The 19768-nt window shown below is 68.8% G+C and carries 21 protein-coding genes; 7 read left to right on the top strand and 14 right to left on the bottom strand.

Features of this window, described 5'->3' with window-relative positions; translation table 11 throughout:
- Positions 1 to 4: 4 nt before the first annotated feature.
- Positions 5 to 664, bottom strand: coding sequence for a TrmH family RNA methyltransferase (locus tag AC4D2E_RS12730; protein ID WP_490952964.1), 660 nt, complete (start codon positions 662 to 664; stop codon positions 5 to 7).
- An 87-nt stretch (positions 665 to 751) separates the two neighbouring features.
- Between AC4D2E_RS12730 and AC4D2E_RS12725 the strand changes: the two genes are divergently transcribed.
- Positions 752 to 1531 carry an HAD-IIA family hydrolase gene (locus tag AC4D2E_RS12725; RefSeq protein WP_104167177.1) on the top strand — a complete coding sequence of 260 codons (780 nt, stop codon included), beginning with the start codon at positions 752 to 754 and terminating at the stop codon, positions 1529 to 1531.
- Positions 1532 to 1538: 7 nt separating this feature from the next.
- Here the strand turns inward: AC4D2E_RS12725 and AC4D2E_RS12720 are convergent, their stop codons facing one another.
- The 5 genes from AC4D2E_RS12720 to AC4D2E_RS12700 all read right to left on the bottom strand — a co-directional run bounded on the left by AC4D2E_RS12720 (position 1539) and on the right by AC4D2E_RS12700 (position 7059).
- On the bottom strand, positions 1539 to 2567 hold the full coding sequence (locus AC4D2E_RS12720) for a thioesterase domain-containing protein (protein ID WP_490952846.1): 1029 nt from the start codon (positions 2565 to 2567) through the stop codon (positions 1539 to 1541).
- 11 nt (positions 2568 to 2578) lie between these two features.
- Positions 2579 to 3151 (bottom strand): orotate phosphoribosyltransferase, encoded by a 573-nt coding sequence (gene pyrE / locus AC4D2E_RS12715; protein ID WP_104167179.1) that lies wholly within the window; start codon positions 3149 to 3151, stop codon positions 2579 to 2581.
- Positions 3152 to 3217: 66 nt separating this feature from the next.
- The gene (locus AC4D2E_RS12710) at positions 3218 to 4426 is read right to left on the bottom strand and encodes an ROK family protein (RefSeq protein ID WP_490911298.1); all 1209 of its coding nucleotides are present in this window, start codon (positions 4424 to 4426) and stop codon (positions 3218 to 3220) included.
- Positions 4427 to 4480: 54 nt separating this feature from the next.
- Positions 4481 to 5542 (bottom strand): ABC transporter permease, encoded by a 1062-nt coding sequence (locus tag AC4D2E_RS12705; protein ID WP_104167183.1) that lies wholly within the window; start codon positions 5540 to 5542, stop codon positions 4481 to 4483.
- Positions 5539 to 7059: a sugar ABC transporter ATP-binding protein gene (locus AC4D2E_RS12700; RefSeq protein ID WP_490952845.1), complete on the bottom strand. Its 1521-nt coding sequence runs from the start codon at positions 7057 to 7059 to the stop codon at positions 5539 to 5541. Before AC4D2E_RS12700 ends, AC4D2E_RS12705 begins: the two co-directional genes overlap by 4 nt.
- 152 nt (positions 7060 to 7211) lie before the next feature.
- On the opposite strand from AC4D2E_RS12700, the gene AC4D2E_RS12695 reads away from it, so the two are divergent.
- The 6 genes from AC4D2E_RS12695 (at position 7212) to AC4D2E_RS12670 (ending at position 13251) form a co-directional block, all read left to right on the top strand.
- Positions 7212 to 8255: a substrate-binding domain-containing protein gene (locus AC4D2E_RS12695; RefSeq protein WP_490952844.1), complete on the top strand. Its 1044-nt coding sequence runs from the start codon at positions 7212 to 7214 to the stop codon at positions 8253 to 8255.
- 85 nt (positions 8256 to 8340) lie between these two features.
- Positions 8341 to 9513, top strand: coding sequence for a Gfo/Idh/MocA family protein (locus AC4D2E_RS12690; protein WP_490952843.1), 1173 nt, complete (start codon positions 8341 to 8343; stop codon positions 9511 to 9513).
- Positions 9514 to 9599: 86 nt separating this feature from the next.
- Positions 9600 to 10598 (top strand): sugar phosphate isomerase/epimerase family protein, encoded by a 999-nt coding sequence (locus AC4D2E_RS12685; protein ID WP_490952842.1) that lies wholly within the window; start codon positions 9600 to 9602, stop codon positions 10596 to 10598.
- A gap of 147 nt (positions 10599 to 10745) precedes the next feature.
- The gene (gene nadE / locus AC4D2E_RS12680; protein ID WP_490911306.1) at positions 10746 to 11570 is read left to right on the top strand and encodes an NAD(+) synthase; all 825 of its coding nucleotides are present in this window, start codon (positions 10746 to 10748) and stop codon (positions 11568 to 11570) included.
- Positions 11571 to 11596: 26 nt separating this feature from the next.
- Positions 11597 to 12406 (top strand): exodeoxyribonuclease III, encoded by an 810-nt coding sequence (locus AC4D2E_RS12675; protein ID WP_104167193.1) that lies wholly within the window; start codon positions 11597 to 11599, stop codon positions 12404 to 12406.
- Between the two features lie 5 nt (positions 12407 to 12411).
- Complete coding sequence (locus tag AC4D2E_RS12670) at positions 12412 to 13251, top strand: DUF8083 family protein (protein WP_104167195.1); 840 nt, start codon at positions 12412 to 12414, stop codon at positions 13249 to 13251.
- A 48-nt stretch (positions 13252 to 13299) separates the two neighbouring features.
- Here the strand turns inward: AC4D2E_RS12670 and AC4D2E_RS12665 are convergent, their stop codons facing one another.
- The 8 genes from AC4D2E_RS12665 to AC4D2E_RS12630 all read right to left on the bottom strand — a co-directional run bounded on the left by AC4D2E_RS12665 (position 13300) and on the right by AC4D2E_RS12630 (position 19766).
- Positions 13300 to 14310 (bottom strand): LacI family DNA-binding transcriptional regulator, encoded by a 1011-nt coding sequence (locus AC4D2E_RS12665; RefSeq protein WP_490952841.1) that lies wholly within the window; start codon positions 14308 to 14310, stop codon positions 13300 to 13302.
- 3 nt (positions 14311 to 14313) lie between these two features.
- The gene (locus tag AC4D2E_RS12660) at positions 14314 to 15276 is read right to left on the bottom strand and encodes a carbohydrate ABC transporter permease (protein WP_490911309.1); all 963 of its coding nucleotides are present in this window, start codon (positions 15274 to 15276) and stop codon (positions 14314 to 14316) included.
- A complete protein-coding gene (locus tag AC4D2E_RS12655; protein WP_258069822.1) occupies positions 15273 to 16238 on the bottom strand; it encodes a carbohydrate ABC transporter permease in 966 nt (321 codons plus the stop codon). The genes AC4D2E_RS12660 and AC4D2E_RS12655 overlap by 4 nt, the downstream gene beginning before the upstream one ends.
- Positions 16239 to 16370: 132 nt before the next feature.
- Entirely contained in the window at positions 16371 to 17723 is a 1353-nt protein-coding gene (locus tag AC4D2E_RS12650; RefSeq protein ID WP_490952840.1) for an ABC transporter substrate-binding protein, read from the bottom strand.
- A 180-nt stretch (positions 17724 to 17903) separates the two neighbouring features.
- Positions 17904 to 18554, bottom strand: a complete 651-nt coding sequence (locus AC4D2E_RS12645) for a hypothetical protein (protein ID WP_490952839.1) — start codon at positions 18552 to 18554, stop codon at positions 17904 to 17906.
- Entirely contained in the window at positions 18551 to 19153 is a 603-nt protein-coding gene (locus tag AC4D2E_RS12640) for a DUF6286 domain-containing protein (protein ID WP_104167203.1), read from the bottom strand. Before AC4D2E_RS12640 ends, AC4D2E_RS12645 begins: the two co-directional genes overlap by 4 nt.
- Complete coding sequence (locus tag AC4D2E_RS12635; RefSeq protein ID WP_490952838.1) at positions 19150 to 19578, bottom strand: hypothetical protein; 429 nt, start codon at positions 19576 to 19578, stop codon at positions 19150 to 19152. The genes AC4D2E_RS12640 and AC4D2E_RS12635 overlap by 4 nt, the downstream gene beginning before the upstream one ends.
- A complete protein-coding gene (locus AC4D2E_RS12630; protein ID WP_104167205.1) occupies positions 19575 to 19766 on the bottom strand; it encodes a DUF2273 domain-containing protein in 192 nt (63 codons plus the stop codon). Before AC4D2E_RS12630 ends, AC4D2E_RS12635 begins: the two co-directional genes overlap by 4 nt.
- Positions 19767 to 19768: the final 2 nt, after the last annotated feature.

The raw sequence follows: 19768 nt of genomic DNA, 5'->3' as shown, positions 1-19768 counted from the left end.
CAGGTCAGACGGGCTGGCCGAACACGTGCCGGCGCACCCAGCCGTGCATGGCGATCGCAGCGGCCGCTGACGCGTTGATGGACCGGGTGGACCCGAACTGGGCGATCGAGAGGGTCGCCTCGGCCGCCTCGTGGACCTCGGGGGTGAGGCCCGGGCCCTCCTGCCCGAACACGAGCACGCACTTCTCGGGGAGGTCGTAGGTCTCCAGCGGCACGGAGTCCGGGAAGTTGTCGATGCCGATCACGGCCAGCCCCTCGGACGCCGCCCAGGCGGTGAAATCCGCGACCGTGGGGTGGTGGCGGACGTGCTGGTAGCGGTCGGTGACCATCGCGCCGCGCCGGTTCCACCGGCGTCGTCCGATGATGTGGACCTCCCGGGCGAGGAAGGCGTTCGCGGTCCGCACCACGGAGCCGATGTTGAGGTCGTGCTGCCAGTTCTCGATGGCCACGTGGAAGCCGTGCCGCCGCTCGTCGAGGTCCGCCACGATCGCCTCGTGGGTCCAGTACCGGTACGCGTCGACGACGTTACGGGTGTCGCCGGCGGCCAGCAGGTCGCGGTCCCAGTGGTCGCCGTCGGGCGCCTCGCCCTCCCACGGGCCCACGCCGACGGCCGGGCCGGGGGTCTCGTGCGCAGGATCGTCGATGCGGTCGGGAGTCTCCGGCAGGGGTTCATTCACCGTTCAAGCGTAGACGGCACCGGAGGTGGGAGACTGGCAGCGGCAGCTCCCCGTACACCCTGGAAAGGAAGTCCCATGCGCGAGAACGAACACATCGAGTGCTGGCTCACGGACATGGACGGCGTCCTGGTGCACGAGAACCAGGCCATCCCCGGCGCGGCCGAGTTGATCGAACGGTGGGTGGCCACCTCGAGGCGCTTCCTCGTCCTGACGAACAACTCGATCTACACGCCGCGTGACCTCGCCGCGCGCCTCAAGGCGTCCGGGCTCGAGATCCCGGAGGAGAACCTGTGGACGTCGGCGCTGGCGACGGCCCAGTTCCTGCGGGACCAGCTACCGGGCGGGCGTGCCTACGTGATCGGCGAGGCGGGGCTGACGACGGCGCTGCACGAGGCCGGCTTCGTCCTCACCGACACGAACCCCGACTACGTGGTGCTCGGCGAGACCCGCACCTACTCGTTCGAGGCGATCACCAAGGCCGTCCGCCTCATCCTCGACGGCGCGCGGTTCATCGCCACCAACCCGGACGTCACCGGTCCGTCGAAGGAGGGCCCGCTGCCCGCGACAGGCGCCATCGCGGCCATGATCACGGCCGCGACGAGCCGCGACCCGTACATCGTGGGCAAGCCCAACCCGATGATGTTCCGCTCCGCGATGAACCGGATCGACGCCCACTCCGAGACGACGGCGATGATCGGCGACCGCATGGACACCGACATCATCGCCGGCATGGAGGCGGGACTGCACACGGTCCTCGTGCTCAGCGGCATCACCCAGCCGGCGGACATCGACGCCTACCCCTTCCGGCCGGCGCAGATCTGCAGCTCGGTGGCCGACCTGATCGACCAGGTCTAGTCCCGGCTCAGAAGAAGCTCTTCCAGCCGCCGCCCCGCGGCACCGGCACGTACTCGCGCTGCACGGCCGAGACGACGTCCTGGTAGATCACGGGGTTCCACTGCGGGCTGGCGTGCGCGGGGAGGGCGCCGTCCGTCCGGTGGTCGACCGAGACCACGTTGTCCGGCAGCGAGCGCGCCCAGCCGGCGCGGGCCATCGCGTAGTCGACGACGCCGTCCTTCGGGTTGCCGGCGAAGACCACCTTCGTGTCGCCGAGGGAGAGCCGGAACCGCGAGACGTCGAAGTGGTAGATGTACGAGGACTCGGTCTGGATCAGCTCGCTGCTGGGTGCGAGCGGCGAGAGCTGCTCGAGCGTCTGGTTCACGATCTGGCTCCAGGTGCGCTCGTTCTTGTGGACGATCCGCTCCCCGAGCTCGTACGTGCCGCGCAGGCTGATCGGCACGCGCACCCCGGCCTCGTAGAGGCGCACGACGCCGTCGAACATGCGGGCGTCGCGGACGTCGTAGCGGCTGGACGGCGACGAGTCGAGGAAGATCAGCTCCACCGGGATGCCGCGGTCACGCAGACGCGCCGCGACCTCCACCGCCACCATGCCCCCGAAGCTGTGGCCGTAGAAGTAGAGCTTCTCGAGCCGGAAGTTGTCCACGTAGCGGTTCATGGTGGCCACGACGTTGTTGATGTCCAGGCCGCGGTTGGAGTAGCCCATGACGGCCATCTGCGCCCGCCGGGACAGGGCCGGGCGCAGCGAGTTGAGGATCCAGAGCCCCTCCTCCCAGCTCGTCTTGTAGCCGGGGAACAGCACCCAGCGGTCGTTGGGGAAGCGCGCCCGGGCGTCCTCGTCGTCGAGCGGGAGGATGCGCGTCTGGTCCCGCTGGGACTGGATGACACGCGTGGCGACGAGATCGGCCGCCACCACGGTGGCCGCGGCGGATCCGATGAGGAAGGAGCGGCGCGAGGACTCACGGAAATCACGCGCCTGCCGGAGCGCCCTGCCGTCGTCGTCCTGCTCGTGGATCACCGGATCGTGCTCGTGCACGGGCGTCCCGGTCAGGCGAGACCCAGCTCGTCCTTGCCGAAGGCGAAGAGGTACGGAACCCCGGCCTCGGACTCGATGCGCTCCTTCGACCCGGTGTCACGGTCCACGATCACGGCGACGGCGCGCACGTCGCCCTTCGCCCGGCGGACGCCTTCCACTGCGGTGAGGGCGGATCCGCCGGTGGTCGAGGTGTCCTCGAGCACGACGACGGGGCGACCGGACACGTCCGGCCCCTCCACCTGCCGGGCCATCCCGTGGGTCTTCTGCGTCTTGCGGACCACGAAGGCGTCGATCGGGCGGCCCGCCCGGGCGGCGGCGTGCATCACGGCGGTGCCGACCGGATCGGCGCCCATCGTCAGGCCGCCGGCCGCCTCGAACGCGATGCCGGCGTCGTCGAGCAGCTGCAGCATGACCCGGCCCACGAGCACGGAGGCCTCATGGTGCAGCGTGATACGGCGGAGGTCGATGTAGTAGTCGGCCTCGACCCCGCTCGAGAGCGTGACGCGCTCGTGGACCACGGCGAGTTCCCTGATGAGCTCCAGGAGGCGGGAGCGGTCGGCGGTCGGGGTGGTCTCGGCGGTCATGGGCCAAGTCTATCGACGCCGGACGATCCCGCCGGTCGGCAGGAGCCCGCGCCGCGCGGAAGGCGCCTAGCCGGCCACCGATTCGGTCAGGCCCAGGACCATCGCGTCGATTCGCTGGGGAGACATCGCGTGATGGATCGCCAAAATGCTGGCGCCGAGAACCCCGGCGTCGAGCCCCGAACTGGACTGAGCGATCTGGAGATGCTGGGTGGCGAGCGGGATGGTCCGCGAGTACACCACCTCACGGATACCGGCGATGAAGTGCTCTCCGGTCAGCGCCATGGAGCCGCCGATGACGATCACCGAGGGATTGACGAGGCTGATGCAGGCGGAGAGCACCTCGCCCACGTCACGGCCCGCCTGGCGTACGGCGTGAATGGCATCCCTGTTGCCCGACTCGACCAGCCGGACCACGTCCTCGCCGTTACTCGCATCGAGCCCGCGAGTGCGGAGCTTGGCGGCGACGGCCGGTCCCGACGCAACAGCTTCCAGGCAGTCGAAGTTGCCGCAGCGGCAGGGCGTCTGGGCGCCGCTGTGGACGCGGATGTGGCCGATGTCGCCGGCGACGCCGTCCGCGCCTCGCTGCAGCCGTCCACTCGACACGATCCCCGCGCCGATCCCGGTCGCCACCTTGACGAAGATGAGATCGTCCACGTGCTGCCAGGCGGCATTCCGCTCGCCGAGGGCCATGATGTTGACGTCGTTGTCCACCAGGACGGGAACATTGAAGTGTCCCTCCAGGTGGCCGGGGACGTCGTACCCGTTCCAGCCCGGCATGATCGGTGGGTTGATCGGCCTGCCGGTCCGGTGCTCCACGGGGCCCGGCACCCCGACCCCGATGGCCAGCAGGTCGGTCGCCGAGCGGCCGGATTCCCGCAGAAGCTCGGTCCCGAGTTCGACGACCGCGCTCAGCACCGCCGCCGGACCCCGGGTGATCTCCATGGCTCGCGTCGAGCGGTGAAGTCCGTGGCCCGTGAGATCGGTGACCGCGACCCTGAGGTGGGATGCCCCGATATCGACACCGAGCACCACTTTGCTGCCGGACTTCAGGGCGATCCTCGATGAAGGCCGCCCTCCGGTGGAGACCACTTCGTCCACGAAACCCACGAGACCCAGTTCCCTGAGGGCCTCGATCCGCAGCGTCACCGTCGACCGAGCCAGACCCAGCAGGTCCGCGAGCTCGGTCCGCGTCCGGGGACGCCCGTCGCGCAGGACCTGGAAGAGTTCGCTCGCGCCCGACGCCGCAAGGCCCCCGAAGCTGGTTATGTCGCTCATCGATCAATTACAGCATGTAGTCGACGGAAGAATGGCCCGCCCTCGGGGACCCGGTCACACCTTGACCGGCTTCGCTCCACGGACATCGCGAGCGGCGAAACGCTGCTGCAGCAGGACTGCGATGACCAGGATCAGGCCCCTGGCCAGCGCCTGCACGGAGGTGTCCAGGTTGTTCTGGGTGAACACGTTGGTCAGGGTGCTGAAGATCAGCACGCCGAGGACGGTACCCATGATGGTGCCGCGCCCGCCGACGAGCAGGGTTCCACCGACGACGACGGCGGCGATCACGTCCAGTTCGAGGAGCAGCCCATGGGTGGAGGTACCGGCCGTGGTGCGACCGAGGAACATGATGCCGCCGATGCCCGCCGTGAGGCCGGTGAGGACGTACAGGTAGACGAGGTGCCGCTTCACCTTGATGCCCGCCAGTCGCGATGCCTCGAGGTTTCCGCCGATGGCAACGGTCCGGCGGCCGAACGTGGTGCGGTTCAGGAGGAACCATCCGGCGGCTGCGACAACGACGAAGATCCAGATGAGGGTGGGGACCCCCAGGAAATCAGAGCGCATGACCTGCAGGAATTCGCGGTTGCTGACGATCTGGGTGCTGCGGCCGGAGATGAGTTCCGCAAGACCGCGCGCGCCGACGAGCATGGCGAGGGTGGCGATGAAGGCGACCACGTTCCCGTAGGCGATGATCACTCCGTTGATCAGTCCGGCGCCGGCTCCGACTGCGAGCGCCACGAGCACGATGAGGATCCAGGACGACTGGGTCGCTGCCAGTTGCACGCTGGTGAGACTGGCGACCACCGTCGTCAGGCCGAGGACCGAACCGACGGAGAGGTCGATGCCGCCCGCCGTGATGACGAAGGTGACGCCGATGCTCACCACACCGATGATCGAGGCGTAGCGGAGGATCGTGAGCATGTTCTCGACGTTGAGGAACCGCTCCCCGCTGGTGACCGCCCCTACGACCAGGAGCAGTGCGAGCGCGATGACCAGCCCCAGATTCCGGCCCGCAGAGCCCCGCAGGAAGTTCCGGACGGCGCTTCCCTTGGGCGCACCGCCGTCGTCTGCCGCTGCAGGACGCTGTGCCGCCTCCTTCGTGTTCTGCTCGCTCACGCGGCACTTCCCTTCATGACGAGATCGAGCACGGCGTGCTCGTCGAGATCGCTTGCTATGGATTGAGTGAGTACCCTGCCGTCGTCGATCACGAGCACGGTGTCGGCGAGGCCGAGGACCTCCTCGATCTCGCTCGAGACCACGATGATGGCCGTGCCGTCCGCAGCGAGTCGACGGATGAGCGCGTAGATCTCCGACCGCGCGCCGACGTCGACGCCGCGCGTGGGTTCGTCCAGCAACAGCACGGGGGTGCCGTGGACCAGCCAGCGGGCCAGCAGGATCTTCTGCTGGTTCCCGCCGGAAAGGGTCCTGGCCGCACGGTCCGGGTCAGCCGGACGAAGCTCGAGCGCGGCGATCTGCTGCCGGGCGGCGTCACGTTCGGCCCGCTCGTCGAGGTACCCGGCACGGGCGAACCGTTCGAAGGTCGAGAGGGTCACGTTCTTGAAGATCGGTTCGTCGAGGATGAGCCCCTGGGCCTTGCGCTCCTCCGGGGAGAGGCCGATCCCCGCATCGACGGCAGAGCTGACGGACCCCGCCCTGAGGGGACTGCCATGGACCGAGACCGTTCCGGAGGATGCCTTCCGCGCCCCGTAGATGGTCTCCAGGATCTCGGACCGCTTTGACCCCACGAGCCCGGCGAAGCCGAGGATCTCCCCCGCTCGAACGGTGAAGTTCACCTTCTCGAAGTGCCCGTACAGCTCCAGATCCTCGACCTGGAGGACGACGGGGGAATCAGCGGGAATGGGCGTGCGCTCCGGGAAGACGTTCTCGATGTCCCTGCCCGTCATGAGCCGGATGATCTCCGCCTTCGGGGTGTCCATCGCACTCAATCCGCTGGCCGTACTGCGGCCGTCCTTGATCACCGAGATCCGGTCGCCGATCTGTCGGATCTCTTCGAGCCGGTGGGAGATGTACACGACCGCGATGCCCTGCGCCGTGAGTTCACGCACCACCCGGAAGAGGTTGGAGACTTCTCCCGAGTCGAGGATGGCGCTCGGCTCATCCATGATGATGAGCTTGGTGTCCCGCGACAACGCGCGGGCCATGCTGACGATCTGCTTGTTGGCCGCGGAGAGCGAGCCCACCTCGGTCGTCGGCGACAGCTTGCCGTGTCCGAGCCGCTCGAGGAGCGTACGGGCCACGGCGTTGGATTTCTTCACGTGGAGCACGCCACCCGTCGAGCGCTCATGTCCGAGGAAGATGTTCTCGGCCACGGACAGCCCGTCTACGACGTCGAGCTCCTGGTACATGGTCGCGATGCCGAGATCGAGGGCATCGGTCGGCCCGCTGATCGTGATCTCCCTGCCCTCCCAGCGGATGGTTCCGCTGTCGGGCTGATGGACGCCGGAGAGCGTCTTGATGAGCGTCGATTTCCCGGCGCCGTTCTGCCCCATGACGCAGTGGACTTCCCCCGGGACGACGTGCAGGTCGACCCCCTTCAGCGCCTGCACACCGGCGAACTGCTTGGTGATTCCGCGCACCTCGAGCAACGGCTCTGCATGATCATCCTCGAACATGTGACGAACGTAACACATTATGTCGTTGTTCGATATAAAGCCGTCGATTTTCCGGTCACTTCTGTTACTGTGACTCATGTCACGCACCGTAGCTGGCACGAGAAGAGCATGCTGCACCACGCGGAGACGCACCAACTCAATGAGGAGATCCCATGCTTACAGTTCGAACGGGCCGGAAAACGCTCGTTACCGTCGGTGCCTTTCTTGCTGTCGGAGCCCTTGCTACCGGGTGTACACCGGAAGCGGAGAACTCCAACGCCCAGCCGACCAACGCTTCCGTCGAGGGCAATCAGGCCGAGGGGGACACCGTCGTCATCGGCTTCTCCGGGCCGGCAGCCGACCACGGCTGGCTCGGTGCCATCAACTCCGCCGCCACTGCGGAGGCGGAGAAGTACGGCGATATCGACCTCCGTGTCGCGGAGGGCACCAACGACGCGAACCTCCAGATCAGCCAGGTCGAGCAGTTCATCAATGACCGGGTCGACGCCATCGTCCTGCTGCCCACCGACGGCGCGGCCCTGACACCCGTCGCCATCCAGGCCATGGAGGCCGGCATCCCGGTCATCAATGTGGACCGCGAATTCTCCAGCCCCGCCGCGGCGCGCGCCACCGTCCTGGGTGACAACTACGGGATGGGCGTCAGCGCCGGCAACTACATCTGCGAGGAGCTCGCCGGTGACGAGGGCGCGGTCGTGGCCGAGATCGCCGGCATCGATTCCCTGCCGCTGACCCAGGACCGGAGCCGTGGCTTCGCCGATGCGCTGGAGACGTGCGGACTCGACGTCGATAATCGGGTCGCTGCCGACTTCACCGTTCAGGGCGGCGAGGCAGCGACGTCCCAGCTCCTGTCGGCCGCCCCCGAGATCGACGCCGTGTGGAACCACGACGACGACCAGGGCGTCGGCGTCCTGGCTGCCATCGACAATGCGGGACGCGACGAGTTCTTCATGGTCGGCGGGGCCGGGTCGGCCAATGCCATGCGTGAGATCGAGTCCGGCGAAAGCGTCCTCAAGGCGACGGTCATCTACCCGTCGACCCAGGCGGCCGACGGCATCCGGCTCGCTCGCCTCATCGTCCAGGACAAGGCCATGAGCGACCTCGTCGAGGTGGAGGTTCCCACGCGCATCGTCCTGAATGCGCCGGTCGTGACCGCAGACAACGTCGATCAGTACCTGCCGTCGGCTTTCGAGTCCTAGCAGGGACGGAGGTGGGTGCCCGTCGTGGACGCGGCACCCACGGATCCGCCAGTCTTCCCCCACTGCCGCCGGAACAAGAGGAAACATGCCCAACGACGTACCACCCCTGAAGATCGCCATGGTCGGCCATGGCTTCATGGGCGCCGCCCATTCCCAAGGATGGCGGGTCGCACCGCGGTTCTTCGATCTGCCCGCACGACCGGAGATGGCCCTGCTCGTGGGGCGCAACTCGACCGGGGTCGAGGCCGCAGCCCGGAAGTGGGGCTGGCAGGACACCGCGACCGACTGGCGGGCCGCAGTGGACCGCGACGACATCGACGTCGTCGACATCGTCACGCCCGGGGGTTCGCACGCCGAGATCGCCATCGCTGCGCTGGAAGCGGGCAAGCACGTCCTGTGCGAGAAGCCGCTGGCCAATACCCTCGACGAGGCCGTCGCGATGGCCGAGGCGGCTGGACGCGCCGGCAAGGACGTCTTCGCAATGGTCGGCTTCACCTACCGCCGTGTCCCTGCGGCCGCCTTCGCCCGTGACCTCGTCCTGTCCGGGGCCGTCGGCGAGGTGCGCCAGGTCCGGGCAACCTACCTGCAGGACTGGCTCGTCGATTCCGACGCACCCTTGACCTGGCGCCTGCAGAAGGACCTCGCCGGATCCGGTGCGCTCGGCGACCTCGGCGCCCACGCGGTCGATCTCGCCCAGTTCATCACCGGCCAGAGAGTGACCGGCGTGAGTGGATTGCTGAACACCTTCGTCCACGAGCGCCCCCTGCTCGGAGAAGCGGCCGGGCTGGCGGGTACCGCCACCCAGGAGAGGGGCCTCGTGACGGTGGACGACGTCTCCCTGTTCACCAGCCGTTTCGACGGCGGGGCCATCGGGTCCTTCGAGGCGACCCGCATGTCCACCGGTCGCAAGAACGCGCTCCGCGTCGAGGTGTCGGGTTCCGCGGGGGCGGTCTCCTTCGATCTCGAGAAGATGAACTCCCTCGGCTTCTACGATGCGACGGCCCCGGACACCCGCCGGGGCTTCACCGACATCATGGTGACCGAACCCGCCCACCCCTACCTGTCCGCGTGGTGGCCGCCCGGCCATTCCCTCGGCTACGAACACGGCTTCGTGCATCAGGCAAAGGACTTCGTCGAAGCCGTCATGGAAGAACGCCAGCCCGAGCCCTCCTTCGCCGACGGCCTGCAGGTCCAGAAGGTACTCGACGGCGTCGAGCGCAGCGCCGCCGCGGACAGCATCTGGACCAAGACGATCTAGCCCCGCCGCCCGGTCGCGCGCCCGTTCGCAGGGCGCGCCGCCGGGCCCGGGAACTGCAGACCGGCCACCCCACCCGAGGAGACCGCATGACCCGCAACTACACCCTGTTCACCGGCCAGTGGGCCGACCTCCCCTTCGAGAAGGTCGCCGAGCTCGCCGGCCAGTGGGGCTACGACGGCCTCGAGATCGCCGTCTCCGGCGACCACCTCGACGCGTGGCGATGGGACGACGACGCCTACATCCAGGACCGGCTCGACATCCTCGAGCGCAACGGCCTCAAGGTGTGGACCATCTCGAACCACCTCAAGGGCCAGGCCGTCTGCGACAACCCGATCGACTTCCGCCACCAGGCGATCGTCGGCCCGAAGGTCTGGGGCGACGGCGACCCCGAGGGCGTGCGCCGGCGTGCGGCGGAGGAGATGAAGCTGACCGCGCGCCTCGCGAAGAAGCTCGGCGTGGACACCGTCGTCGGCTTCACCGGTTCCTCCATCTGGCAGTACGTGGCCATGTTCCCACCGGTACCCGCCGACGTGATCGACGCCGGGTACCAGGACTTCGCGGACCGCTGGAACCCCATCCTGGACGTCTTCGACGAGTGCGGGGTCCGCTTCGCGCACGAGGTCCACCCCTCGGAGATCGCCTATGACCACTGGTCCACGCAGCGCACCCTCGAGGCCATCGGCCACCGCCCGGCCTTCGGCCTCAACTGGGACCCGAGCCACTTCATGTGGCAGCAGATCGACCCGGTGGCCTTCATCTCGGACTTCAAGGACCGCATCTACCACGTGGACTGCAAGGACACGAAGATGCGCATGGGCGGGGGCCGGAACGGCATCCTGTCCTCCCACCTGCCCTGGGGAGACCCGCGGCGCGGCTGGGACTTCGTCTCCACGGGTCGCGGCGACGTGCCCTGGGAGGACAGCTTCCGGGCGCTGACGGCCATCGGCTACACCGGTCCCATCTCCGTGGAGTGGGAGGACGCCGGCATGGACCGGCTGCAGGGGGCGCCCGAGGCCCTCGCCTTCCTCAAGCGCTTCGACTTCGCGCCGTCGGAAACGTCCTTCGATGCGGCGTTCAGCCAGTAGGAGTCCCACGGCGCCCCTCCTCACCGGGTCCCACGCGGCGCCGGCCGGCCCACGGCGGCCCGCCCGGACACCGGGTGCGCCGCCCCGCGGTGTGATTCCGCTCATTTCGTAACCTCGTAGAAATGCAGGCGGAGTAGCCTTGGAGCCATGCATGAACTCCAGGCACGGATCATCGAGGAAATGGGCGTCAAGCCCGTCATCGACCCGGCGGCGGAAGTCCGCAGCAGGGTCGGCTTCCTGAAGGACTACGCCAGGTCCACGGGCACACGCGGATTCGTCCTCGGCATCAGCGGCGGGCTGGACTCCACGCTGGCCGGCAAGCTCGCCCAGCTCGCCGTCGACGAACTGCGATCCGAGGGGGCCGATACCGATTTCATCGCCATGCGCCTGCCCTACAACGTCCAGCAGGACGAGGAGGACGCCCAGGCGGCCCTCGCCTTCATCCAGCCGCGCACCTCGAGGGTGTTCAACGTGGCTCCCGCGGTAGACGGCATCCAGCAGGAGTACGCGGAGTCCACGGGCGAGCGTATCGCGGACTTCACCAAGGGCAACACCAAGGCCCGTGCCCGCATGATGGCGCAGTACGCCGTGGCCGGGCAGCACAACCTGCTCGTGATCGGCACGGACCACGGCGCCGAATCGGTCACGGGATTCTTCACCAAGTTCGGGGACGGCGGAGCCGACGTGCTGCCGCTCTTCGGGCTCAACAAGCGCCAGAACCGCGCCCTCCTGAAGGAGCTCGGAGCACCGGCCGCGCTCTACGACAAGATCCCGACGGCGGACCTGCTGGACGAGGTGCCAGGCCGCGCCGACGAGCACGAGCTCGGCCTCACGTACGAGCAGATCGACGACTACCTCGAGGGCCGCGAGGTCGACGCCGATGCCGCGAAGGCGATCGAGCACCGGTACTGGACCACACGGCACAAGCGCGCGGTGCCGGTCAGCATGTTCGACTCGTGGTGGCGGGAGTAAACAGCTCCGTTGGTAACGTAGGGGGCGTGAAGATCGCCACCTGGAACGTCAATTCCCTCCGTGCCCGCGCCGACCGCGTCGAAGCCTGGCTGAACAGGTCCGACGTCGATGTCCTGGCCATCCAGGAGACGAAGTGCAAGGACGACAATTTCCCCTGGGAACTGTTCGAGAACAGCGGCTTCGAGGTGGCGCACTTCGGCCTCAGCCAGTGGAACGGCGTCGCCATCGCCTCACGCGTGGGGCTCGACGACGTCGAGCGGACCTTCCCCGGCCAGCCCCCCTTCGGCAAGCCGGGTGCGGACGAGGTGCAGGAGGCGCGGGCCATCGCGGCGACGTGCGGCGGGGTGCGGGTCTGGAGCCTGTACGTCCCGAACGGGCGGGCGCTCGACGACCCGCACATGCCGTACAAGATCAACTGGCTGGACACCCTCCGCGGTCACGCCCGGCAGTGGATCACCGACGACCCGGAGGCGCAGATCGCCCTGATGGGCGACTGGAACATCGCACCGCAGGACGACGACGTCTGGGACATCGACCTGTTCGTCGACGGCGGCTACACGCATGTCAGCCCGGCCGAGCGTGCGGCGTTCCAGGCCTTCCTCGACGCCGGCTTCGCGGATCTCGCGCGCCCCTTCACCCCCGGCCCCGGCCTGTACACCTACTGGGACTACAAACAGCTCCGCTTCCCGAAGAAGGAGGGCATGCGCATCGACTTCGTCCTCGGCTCGCCCGCCCTGGCCGCCCGCGCGACCGACGCCTTCGTGGACCGGGAGGAGCGCAAAGGCAAGGGCGCCTCGGACCACGCCCCCGTCGTCGTGGAACTCAGCGGGCCGTGAGTCGGATGGGCGGCGTCATCCGACCGTTCCCGTACGTCTCCTACCTCCGCGTCTACGAGCCCCTCGACGCCTTCTCCGACGCCCAGCAGCTGGCGATCCTCGAACAGCGTGCCCGCGAACGGGAACTGACCGAGGAGATGGAGCACGAGCAGTCGCTGCGCCGCATCCTGCGCACCGTCTCGGACCCCTTCCCGCACCACGAATCCGACCTCGTGCGGGTCACCCACTTCCCCAGCCTGAACGGCACGACGACGCCCTACTACTGCCCCAACCAGCTCGCCGTCCGCACCACGCTCGCGGCCGAGTCCCTGGACCAGAGCCTGCGCGGACCCCTGATCGACGTCCTCGTGCCGGAGATCGCCCGTGAGGCGCACCAGGCCCGGCTGGACCCGGACACCTTCGCCGACTCGGTCGCGAAGCTCTACACGCGGTCGGCGACCTGGGGGGTGCCCTTCGCCTGGTTCGCCCTGATCCACGAGGACGATCTCACGGAGGTCGTCGAGGACGACGGGCGGGTCAGCACCGTCCGGATCACGGCACGCATCGGCGACTGCATCGACCGCGGGCGCCGCTCGATCGCCCAGTTGGCCGTCGGCGCCCCGGAGATGGACCTGCTGGACGAACTCACGGAGATCGTCGAGTGGCTGGAGATCTTCCGGCGGGACGCCGTCGTCGAGGTGGACTACGGGCCCGTCGCGGACCGCGTCTTCCCGGACGACTCACCGATGGATGTGCGCCTCGGGATCGAGAGCCTGGCCGAGGCCGACATGATGGGTGCGGCCGCCTCCTACCGGCGCCTCGCGTCCCGGTGGATCCCGATCCGCCAATTGGCCCGCGCCTCGTGATCCGCACGGGATCGCGGCACCCGGCCCGCAGGCGGGCGACGGCGGTCCTCAGGCCCTGACCGGCCCGGTCGTCTTCCGCTCCACGAGCGTGTGGGGTCGCGACGGCGGGTAGTCCGCCGGCTCGTTGCGCAGCAGCTCCCCGAGCAGGAGGTCCGCCGCGTAGGCGCCCTGGTCCTCGGGATCCTGCCGGATGGTCGTCAGGCCCATGGGCTCGGAGAACTCGTGGTCGTCGATGCCGATCACGGACAGCTCACCCGGGACGGCGACGCCGAGCTCCGCGGCGGCCTTCAGCACGCCGAATGCCATCTCGTCCGACGAGCAGAACACCGCCGTCGGCCGGTCCGCCGGATCGGCGAGCAGTTCCACTGCCGACCGGCGGGAGGTGGCGAAGCGGAAGTCCCCGAACGCGGACCAGTCCTCGCGCACCGTCAGCCCGTGGTCCGTCATGGTCTGCTGGAAGGCCTGCTCCCGGAGGCGCGGCACTTCGAAGTCGATGTCGAAGGACCCGCCGCCCCGCATGTGCGCGATCCGCGTATGGCCGAGACCGATCAGGTACTCCACCGCGTCCCGTACCGCGCGGGCGTCGTCGATCCCGACGTGCCGGACCCCCTCGACCGCACCGCCCACCATGATGTTCGGGTAGTCCAGCTGCTGGACGGCTGTCCGCTCCTCCTCGGTGAGGTGCATGCACATGACCAGCAGCGCGTCGATCCGCTTGCGGAGGATGGAACGATGGAACACCCGGTCGCGGTTCACGCCCGCGCCCCCGAGGCTGAACAGGATGAGGTCGTACCCGGCCGCGCGCAACTGGCGATCCACGCCCTCCAGCACGGCGGAGAAGTACCAGCGGTCGATCACCGGGACGAGCACGCCCATGGCCATGGTGCGGCCCGATGCGAGGCCGGAGGCAGCCGACGACGGGACATAGCCGAGCCTCTTCGCCTCCGCGGTGACCCGCGCCCGCGTGTCCTCGGCGACGCCCGGCAGCCCGCGCAGCGCCCGGGACACCGTGGCCGTCGATACCCCGAGGGACGCCGCGACGTCGTCGATGCTCGTCACCGGTCAGCCCTTCAGGCCACCGGCCAGCAGGCCCCGCACGAAGTACCGCTGGAGCCCGAAGAACACGGCGAGCGGGATGACCATGGAGACGAAGGCCCCCGCGGTCAACCGCTGCCACTCACCGCCGCGTGAGCCCTGGAGCTCGGCGAGCCGCTGGGTGATGGGCGCGACGTCGGCTCCGCCGCCCGAGAACACGAGGGCCACCAGCAGGTCGTTCCACAGCCACAGGAACTGGAAGATCCCGACCGAGGCCAGGGCGGGCGTGGCGAGCGGGACGACGATGCGCCAGAAGATGGTGCTGTGGCCGGCCCCGTCCACCCGCGCCGCCTCGATCACCTCTCCCGGGATCTCGGAGATGAAATTGTGCAGGAGGAAGATCACTAGGGGCAGCCCGAAGATCGTGTGCGCGACCCACAGCTGGGCGTAGGTGCCGCTGGGCAGGAGCTGGAACTCGCCGATCGTCAGGACCTTCGTGAACAGCTGCAGGAGCGGGATGAGCGCCATCTGCAGGGGCACGATCTGCAGGGCGAAGACGAAGATGAAAAGCCCGTCCTTGCCGCGGAAGCGCCCCCACGCGAACATGTAGGCCGCCATCGCGCCGAGGACCAGCGTGAAGATGGTCCCGGGGATCACAATCGCCAGGGAGTTGACGAAGTAGGACAGCAGGTTCGGCGACTGGCTGCCGCCGGGGCTGAGGACGTCCGCGTAGTTCTCCAGCGTCAGCTCGCGGTCCGTGAACACGTTCCACCAGCCGTTGCCCTTGATGTTGTCCTCGGGCCGGAAGGACGAGATGAACATGCCGAAGGTCGGGATGGTCCAGAGGACGGCGACGAAGATGGCAGCGGCCGTGGCACCCCGGGACGTCAGCCTCTGCTTGACGCGCTTCTGCAGGGTGGGGCGGCCCCTGGTGGCGTCGTCCTCGACGTCCGGCAGGAGGTCCTTGTTCTCGAGGGGGACGGTGCTCATCGGATTTCCTTCTGCTTGCGGAGAAGCCGGGCGTTGTACACGACCACCGGCATCACCATCAGGAAGAGGACCAGGGCCAGCGCTGCGCCGCGGCCCGGCTCACCTGCCCGGAAGGCCTGGGTGTACATCTCGTTGGCGACCACGGACGTCTCGTACTGTCCTGCGGTCATGGTCCGGACGATGTCGAAGACCTTCAGCGTCCCGATCGTGATGGTCGTGACGACGACGATCAGCGAGCCGCGGATGGTGGGGATGGTGACGTTGCGGAACTGCTGCCACGCACTGGCGCCGTCGAGCCGTGCGGCTTCCACGATCTCGGTCGGGATGCCCTTGATGGCGGCCGAGAGCACCACCATGGCGAAACCGGTCTGGATCCAGATCATGACGGCGATCAGGAAGAACGTGTTCTCGGGGGCGTCGAGGAGGAACTGCTTGGGTTCCTGGCCGAACCAGACGAGGACCTGGTTCATCAGGCCGATCTGGTCCTGTTCGGGGCCCTTGTAGGCGTACATGAAGCGCCAGATGACACCGGCGCCGACGAAGGAGATCGCCATGGGCATGAACACCAGCGACTTGAGCACCTTCTCCCCGCGCGCCCGGTCGATGAAGACCGCGTAGGCCAGACCGATCGAGGACGCCAGCAGCGGGACGATGACGACCCAGATCACGGTGTTGCGCAGAGTGACCAGCGCCTCGGGCTGCGTGAACATCCAGACGAAGTTGTCGAGCCCCACGAATTCGCCGTTGCGGCCGGTCAGGGAGAGGTACGAGGTCTGCAGCGCGGGGAACACGAGCCCGACGGCGAGGAGGATCAGGGCCGGCGCGAGAAAGCCCGCGATCTGGACCTTCTCCCGCCCGGTCTTGGGGGCCCGGTCCACCACCAGCATGATGAGCCCGATGATGGCGGCGAAGACGGCGAGCCCCACCACCACCTGTAAACCTTTGTCTGCAATTTCTTCCACAGCCCAGCCTCCTGGCGTGCTCTTGGAACGTGAATGGGGAGGCGGTGGAGCGGGGAGGGCCGCGAGGCACGGTCCTCCCCGCTCCACCGAAGGTCCGCGGGCACCCCGGCGGGGGTGCCCGCTGCTACCGGGCTAGGACGCGGGCCAGCTGTCCTCGACGCTCTGGGTGACTTCCTCGGTCGAGGAGCCGTTGATCCAGTTGACGATGCCGCTCCAGAAGGAGTTCGCGCCGACGGCACCCGGCATCAGGTCGGATCCGTCGAAACGGAAGACCGTGTTCGGGTCCTGCAGCAACTCGATGGACTGGCGGTCCAGGTCGGACTCCGCGAGCTCGGGGTCCAGTCCCTTATTCGCGCTGATCGCACCACCCTGGGAGACGCGGGCGTTGGCGAACTCGGCGGTCGCCAGGTACGCCTGCAGCGCCTGGACCTCGGGACGGTCCGCGTACGCACCGATCAGTTCCCCGCCGCCGGTGATCGCCGTGCCCTGGGACGCGTCGATCGGCGGGGTCATGAAGGCCCAGACGTCGCCGTCCTCGGCGACGTTGGTGCCCTCGGGCCAGTTCACGGCCTGGAAGGACGCCTGGTGGTGCATGGCGCACTGGCTGTCCAGGACGGGCTGGCCGGCCTCCGCGAACGGCGTCGAGAGGATCGACCGGACGTCGCCGAAGCCGCCGTTGACGAACTCGTCGTTCTTCAGGATGTCGCCGACGCGGTCGAAGGAGTCGACGATCCTGGGATCGTCGAACGGGATCTCGTGCGTGACCCACTGGTCGTACACCTCGGGGCCGTGCTCGCGCAGGACGGCGTCCTCCACCCAGTCGGTGCCCGGCCATCCGGTGGCTTCACCCGACTCGAAGCCGGCGCACCAGGGCTTCATGTCGCCCTCGCCGGCGATCTTCTCGGTCAGCTCGGTCATCTCGTCCCAGGTGGTGGGAACGTCCCAGCCCTTCTCCTCGAACGTGGCCGGTACGTACCAGACGTAGCCCTTCACGTTGGCGAGCATCGGGGCTGCGTAGAACGTTCCGTCGACGGTGCCGTAGTTCTTCCAGTCCTCCGACCACCCCTCGTCCACGAGATCGGAGACCTCCTGGGGTGCCGGCTTGAGGAACCCGGCCTGCGCCTGGGCTGCGAGCAGTCCGGGCTGCGGGAAGATCGCGAGGTCCGGCGCCGTGCCGCCCTGGGCCCGGACACCGATCTGCGTCTCGAACTCCTTGGAGCCCTCGTAGGCCACCTCGATGCCGGTGCACTCGGAGAAGTCCGCCCAGGAGTTCTCGAGCCGCTCGGCCTCGATGTCGACGATCGTCGAGTAGACGCTGACCTCGGCGCCGTCGAAGGTGCCGTAGGACTCGTAGGCGGCGCAGTCCGCGTCGCCCGATCCTCCCGCGCTGTCCGAGCCTTCCGAACCACAGCCGGCGAGTGCGAGAAGGGAAACACTGAGTGCTGCAACGGGCAGCACGAATTTCCGTGAGCGAATATTCGCCATTGAAACAGACTCCTTTGTCTGGCGGTACGTCTACGTACGGGCGTGCGCCTGGACGCGCCAGGACCCGGGGAAGTTCCGCCTCACTGATTGGTATCGCAACAGTAAGCGCTTACATAATGCGTCACAAGCATCCCGGACGCCTGAGCGCTTTCGATACCGAAATGTGATCCACTGCACTACTCAGGCGACGCGGTCGGCCCGCGAGAACCGGACCCGCGCGCCGGATCTGATACTGATCAGCACCGGCGTGCGGTAGCCGGTGACCCGGTCCAGGGCCTCGACGAGACGCGAGACGTCAGCGGCGACCGCGTACGCGGGCACGCCCTTGCGGGGGAACACCTGGACACGCAGGCCCGGCACGCCCCGGACCCGCCAGGTGCTGACGGAGGCGGCGGCGAGATCGGGCCGTTCCAGGAGCGCGGCCTTGAGCGCCTGCTCGGCGGCGGCGGCCGTGATCGTCACCGTCCCGACGGCATCGGCGCCGGCAGGACCACCCGGATCACCGACCGCGGGGGTGCGGGGGTCCTCCGTGGACGCGAAGATGCCTGTCCGCCCCCTCCCCTGGGCCGTGATCCAGAGGACGAGCAGCACGATCAGCAGCAGCAGGACCGCCGCCAGCGCCAGCCACAACCAGGTGTCCTCCTGGCCGTCGGGGGTGGTCCGCGTCCGGGCGCCGTCGAGGGCCTCACCGACCCGCGGCGCCGCGGCGGCCCACCGGGAGGCGACGGCCGGCACGGTCAGGAGCGCGAGTCCCGCGGCCCCCGCCGCCAGCGCGAGGAGCCCGATGACGGCGAGCACCCACCGGTTGAGTCCCCGTGGTGTCGTGTTCACTGGCCGATCACCCCCGAGTCCGCCACGACGACGGCGATCCGCGGTTCGGGGTCGACACTCGATCGGCGGAGGTCGTCCGCGACCGCCGCCCGGACGGCCTCCGCGTCGACCGGGATCCCGGACGTCGGCCGGACCTGCACCCTGACCAGGGTGCGTCCCACCGTGACGAGGACCTGCTCCGGCCCCACCCCTGCGGCGATCCGCGCCCTGCGGGCGAGCGACGACGCCACGACCTCGGCGTCGACGACGACCGCCGCACGCCCGTTCGGGATGGCGTAGCGGGCCTGCCTGCCCGGGAGGACGGCGAGCAGGACCAGCAGCAAACCGATGACGAGCAGCAGGACGGAACCCGCTCCGAGCAGGGACGCGGGCACGCCGTCGGGCAGGGCGCCGAGCCACGCCGCCGCGGCGTCCAGGTCGAGCAGGAACGGCTCGTCCCCCACGGCCTGCAGGACGGCCTCGAACAGCAGGACGAGGCAACCCACGATCAGCAGTGCCGCGGTCACCACAGAGGCCGCGGCGCGGGAGGAGTGCAGTTCGCGCCGCACGAGGCGCGCGGTACTGGACGGCGTCGACCGATCGGGCAGATCCGTAGTCATCGGACCCTCACCCCCCTGGTGACGGTGCTGCCGATGATGCGGATGTCGACCCGGCTGAGCCGCGCCCCCGTGAGCTGCTCGACCCGCTCGAGGATCGGGGACCGCGCAGCGTCCGCCCGAGCCCACAACGGGCCGCCGAACGTCCCGACGACGTCGGGTTCCCGCACCACGCGGGCCAGCGGCGGCACGGGCAGTGGCAGCGAGAGCAGGAGCGCGAGGAGACCGTGGTCGTCGGAAAAAGCCGCACGGACCTGGTCGGGCGGAACGCCGAGCACGTCCGCGGCAACCGCCCGCGCGGTGCTGGAGAGCGCCTGCGTGGTGATGCGGTTGTGGCCGGCGAGGGACGGTCCGGGAGGACGCCCGGGGACAGCCGCCATCGGCTGGATGTGCTGCGGGAGGCGCGCCGGGACGGGCTCGGTGGTCACGACGACGAGCGGCGGCCGGACAGGGCGTCGAAGACGCCGCGCAGGTCGAGCTTGCCCTCGATGATGCGCCCCACGACGGCCCCGCAGAGCACCAGGAGGAACGTCAGGAGAAAGCCCCAGAAGCCGAAGATGAGCGCCGCGAAGGCGAGGACCGCTCCGGCGGCCATGCCGACGATGGTGGGGTTCATGG

This window comes from Arthrobacter sp. TJ-265 (genome assembly GCF_058269135.1).
The sequence above is the reverse complement of the archived record's forward strand: the minus strand, read 5'-3'. Positions and strand labels throughout refer to the sequence as shown.

Coding starts and splice junctions, on each gene's coding strand:
- AC4D2E_RS12660 (WP_490911309.1), bottom strand. CDS start 15,276: ATGAGCACCGTCCCCCTCGAGAACAAGGACCTCCTGCCGGACGTCGAG.
- pyrE (WP_104167179.1), bottom strand. CDS start 3,151: ATGACCGCCGAGACCACCCCGACCGCCGACCGCTCCCGCCTCCTGGAG.
- AC4D2E_RS12670 (WP_104167195.1), top strand. CDS start 12,412: ATGGGCGGCGTCATCCGACCGTTCCCGTACGTCTCCTACCTCCGCGTC.
- AC4D2E_RS12725 (WP_104167177.1), top strand. CDS start 752: ATGCGCGAGAACGAACACATCGAGTGCTGGCTCACGGACATGGACGGC.
- AC4D2E_RS12650 (WP_490952840.1), bottom strand. CDS start 17,723: ATGGCGAATATTCGCTCACGGAAATTCGTGCTGCCCGTTGCAGCACTC.
- AC4D2E_RS12695 (WP_490952844.1), top strand. CDS start 7,212: ATGCTTACAGTTCGAACGGGCCGGAAAACGCTCGTTACCGTCGGTGCC.
- nadE (WP_490911306.1), top strand. CDS start 10,746: ATGCATGAACTCCAGGCACGGATCATCGAGGAAATGGGCGTCAAGCCC.
- AC4D2E_RS12630 (WP_104167205.1), bottom strand. CDS start 19,766: ATGAACCCCACCATCGTCGGCATGGCCGCCGGAGCGGTCCTCGCCTTC.
- AC4D2E_RS12710 (WP_490911298.1), bottom strand. CDS start 4,426: ATGAGCGACATAACCAGCTTCGGGGGCCTTGCGGCGTCGGGCGCGAGC.
- AC4D2E_RS12640 (WP_104167203.1), bottom strand. CDS start 19,153: ATGACTACGGATCTGCCCGATCGGTCGACGCCGTCCAGTACCGCGCGC.
- AC4D2E_RS12700 (WP_490952845.1), bottom strand. CDS start 7,059: ATGTTCGAGGATGATCATGCAGAGCCGTTGCTCGAGGTGCGCGGAATC.
- AC4D2E_RS12685 (WP_490952842.1), top strand. CDS start 9,600: ATGACCCGCAACTACACCCTGTTCACCGGCCAGTGGGCCGACCTCCCC.
- AC4D2E_RS12690 (WP_490952843.1), top strand. CDS start 8,341: ATGCCCAACGACGTACCACCCCTGAAGATCGCCATGGTCGGCCATGGC.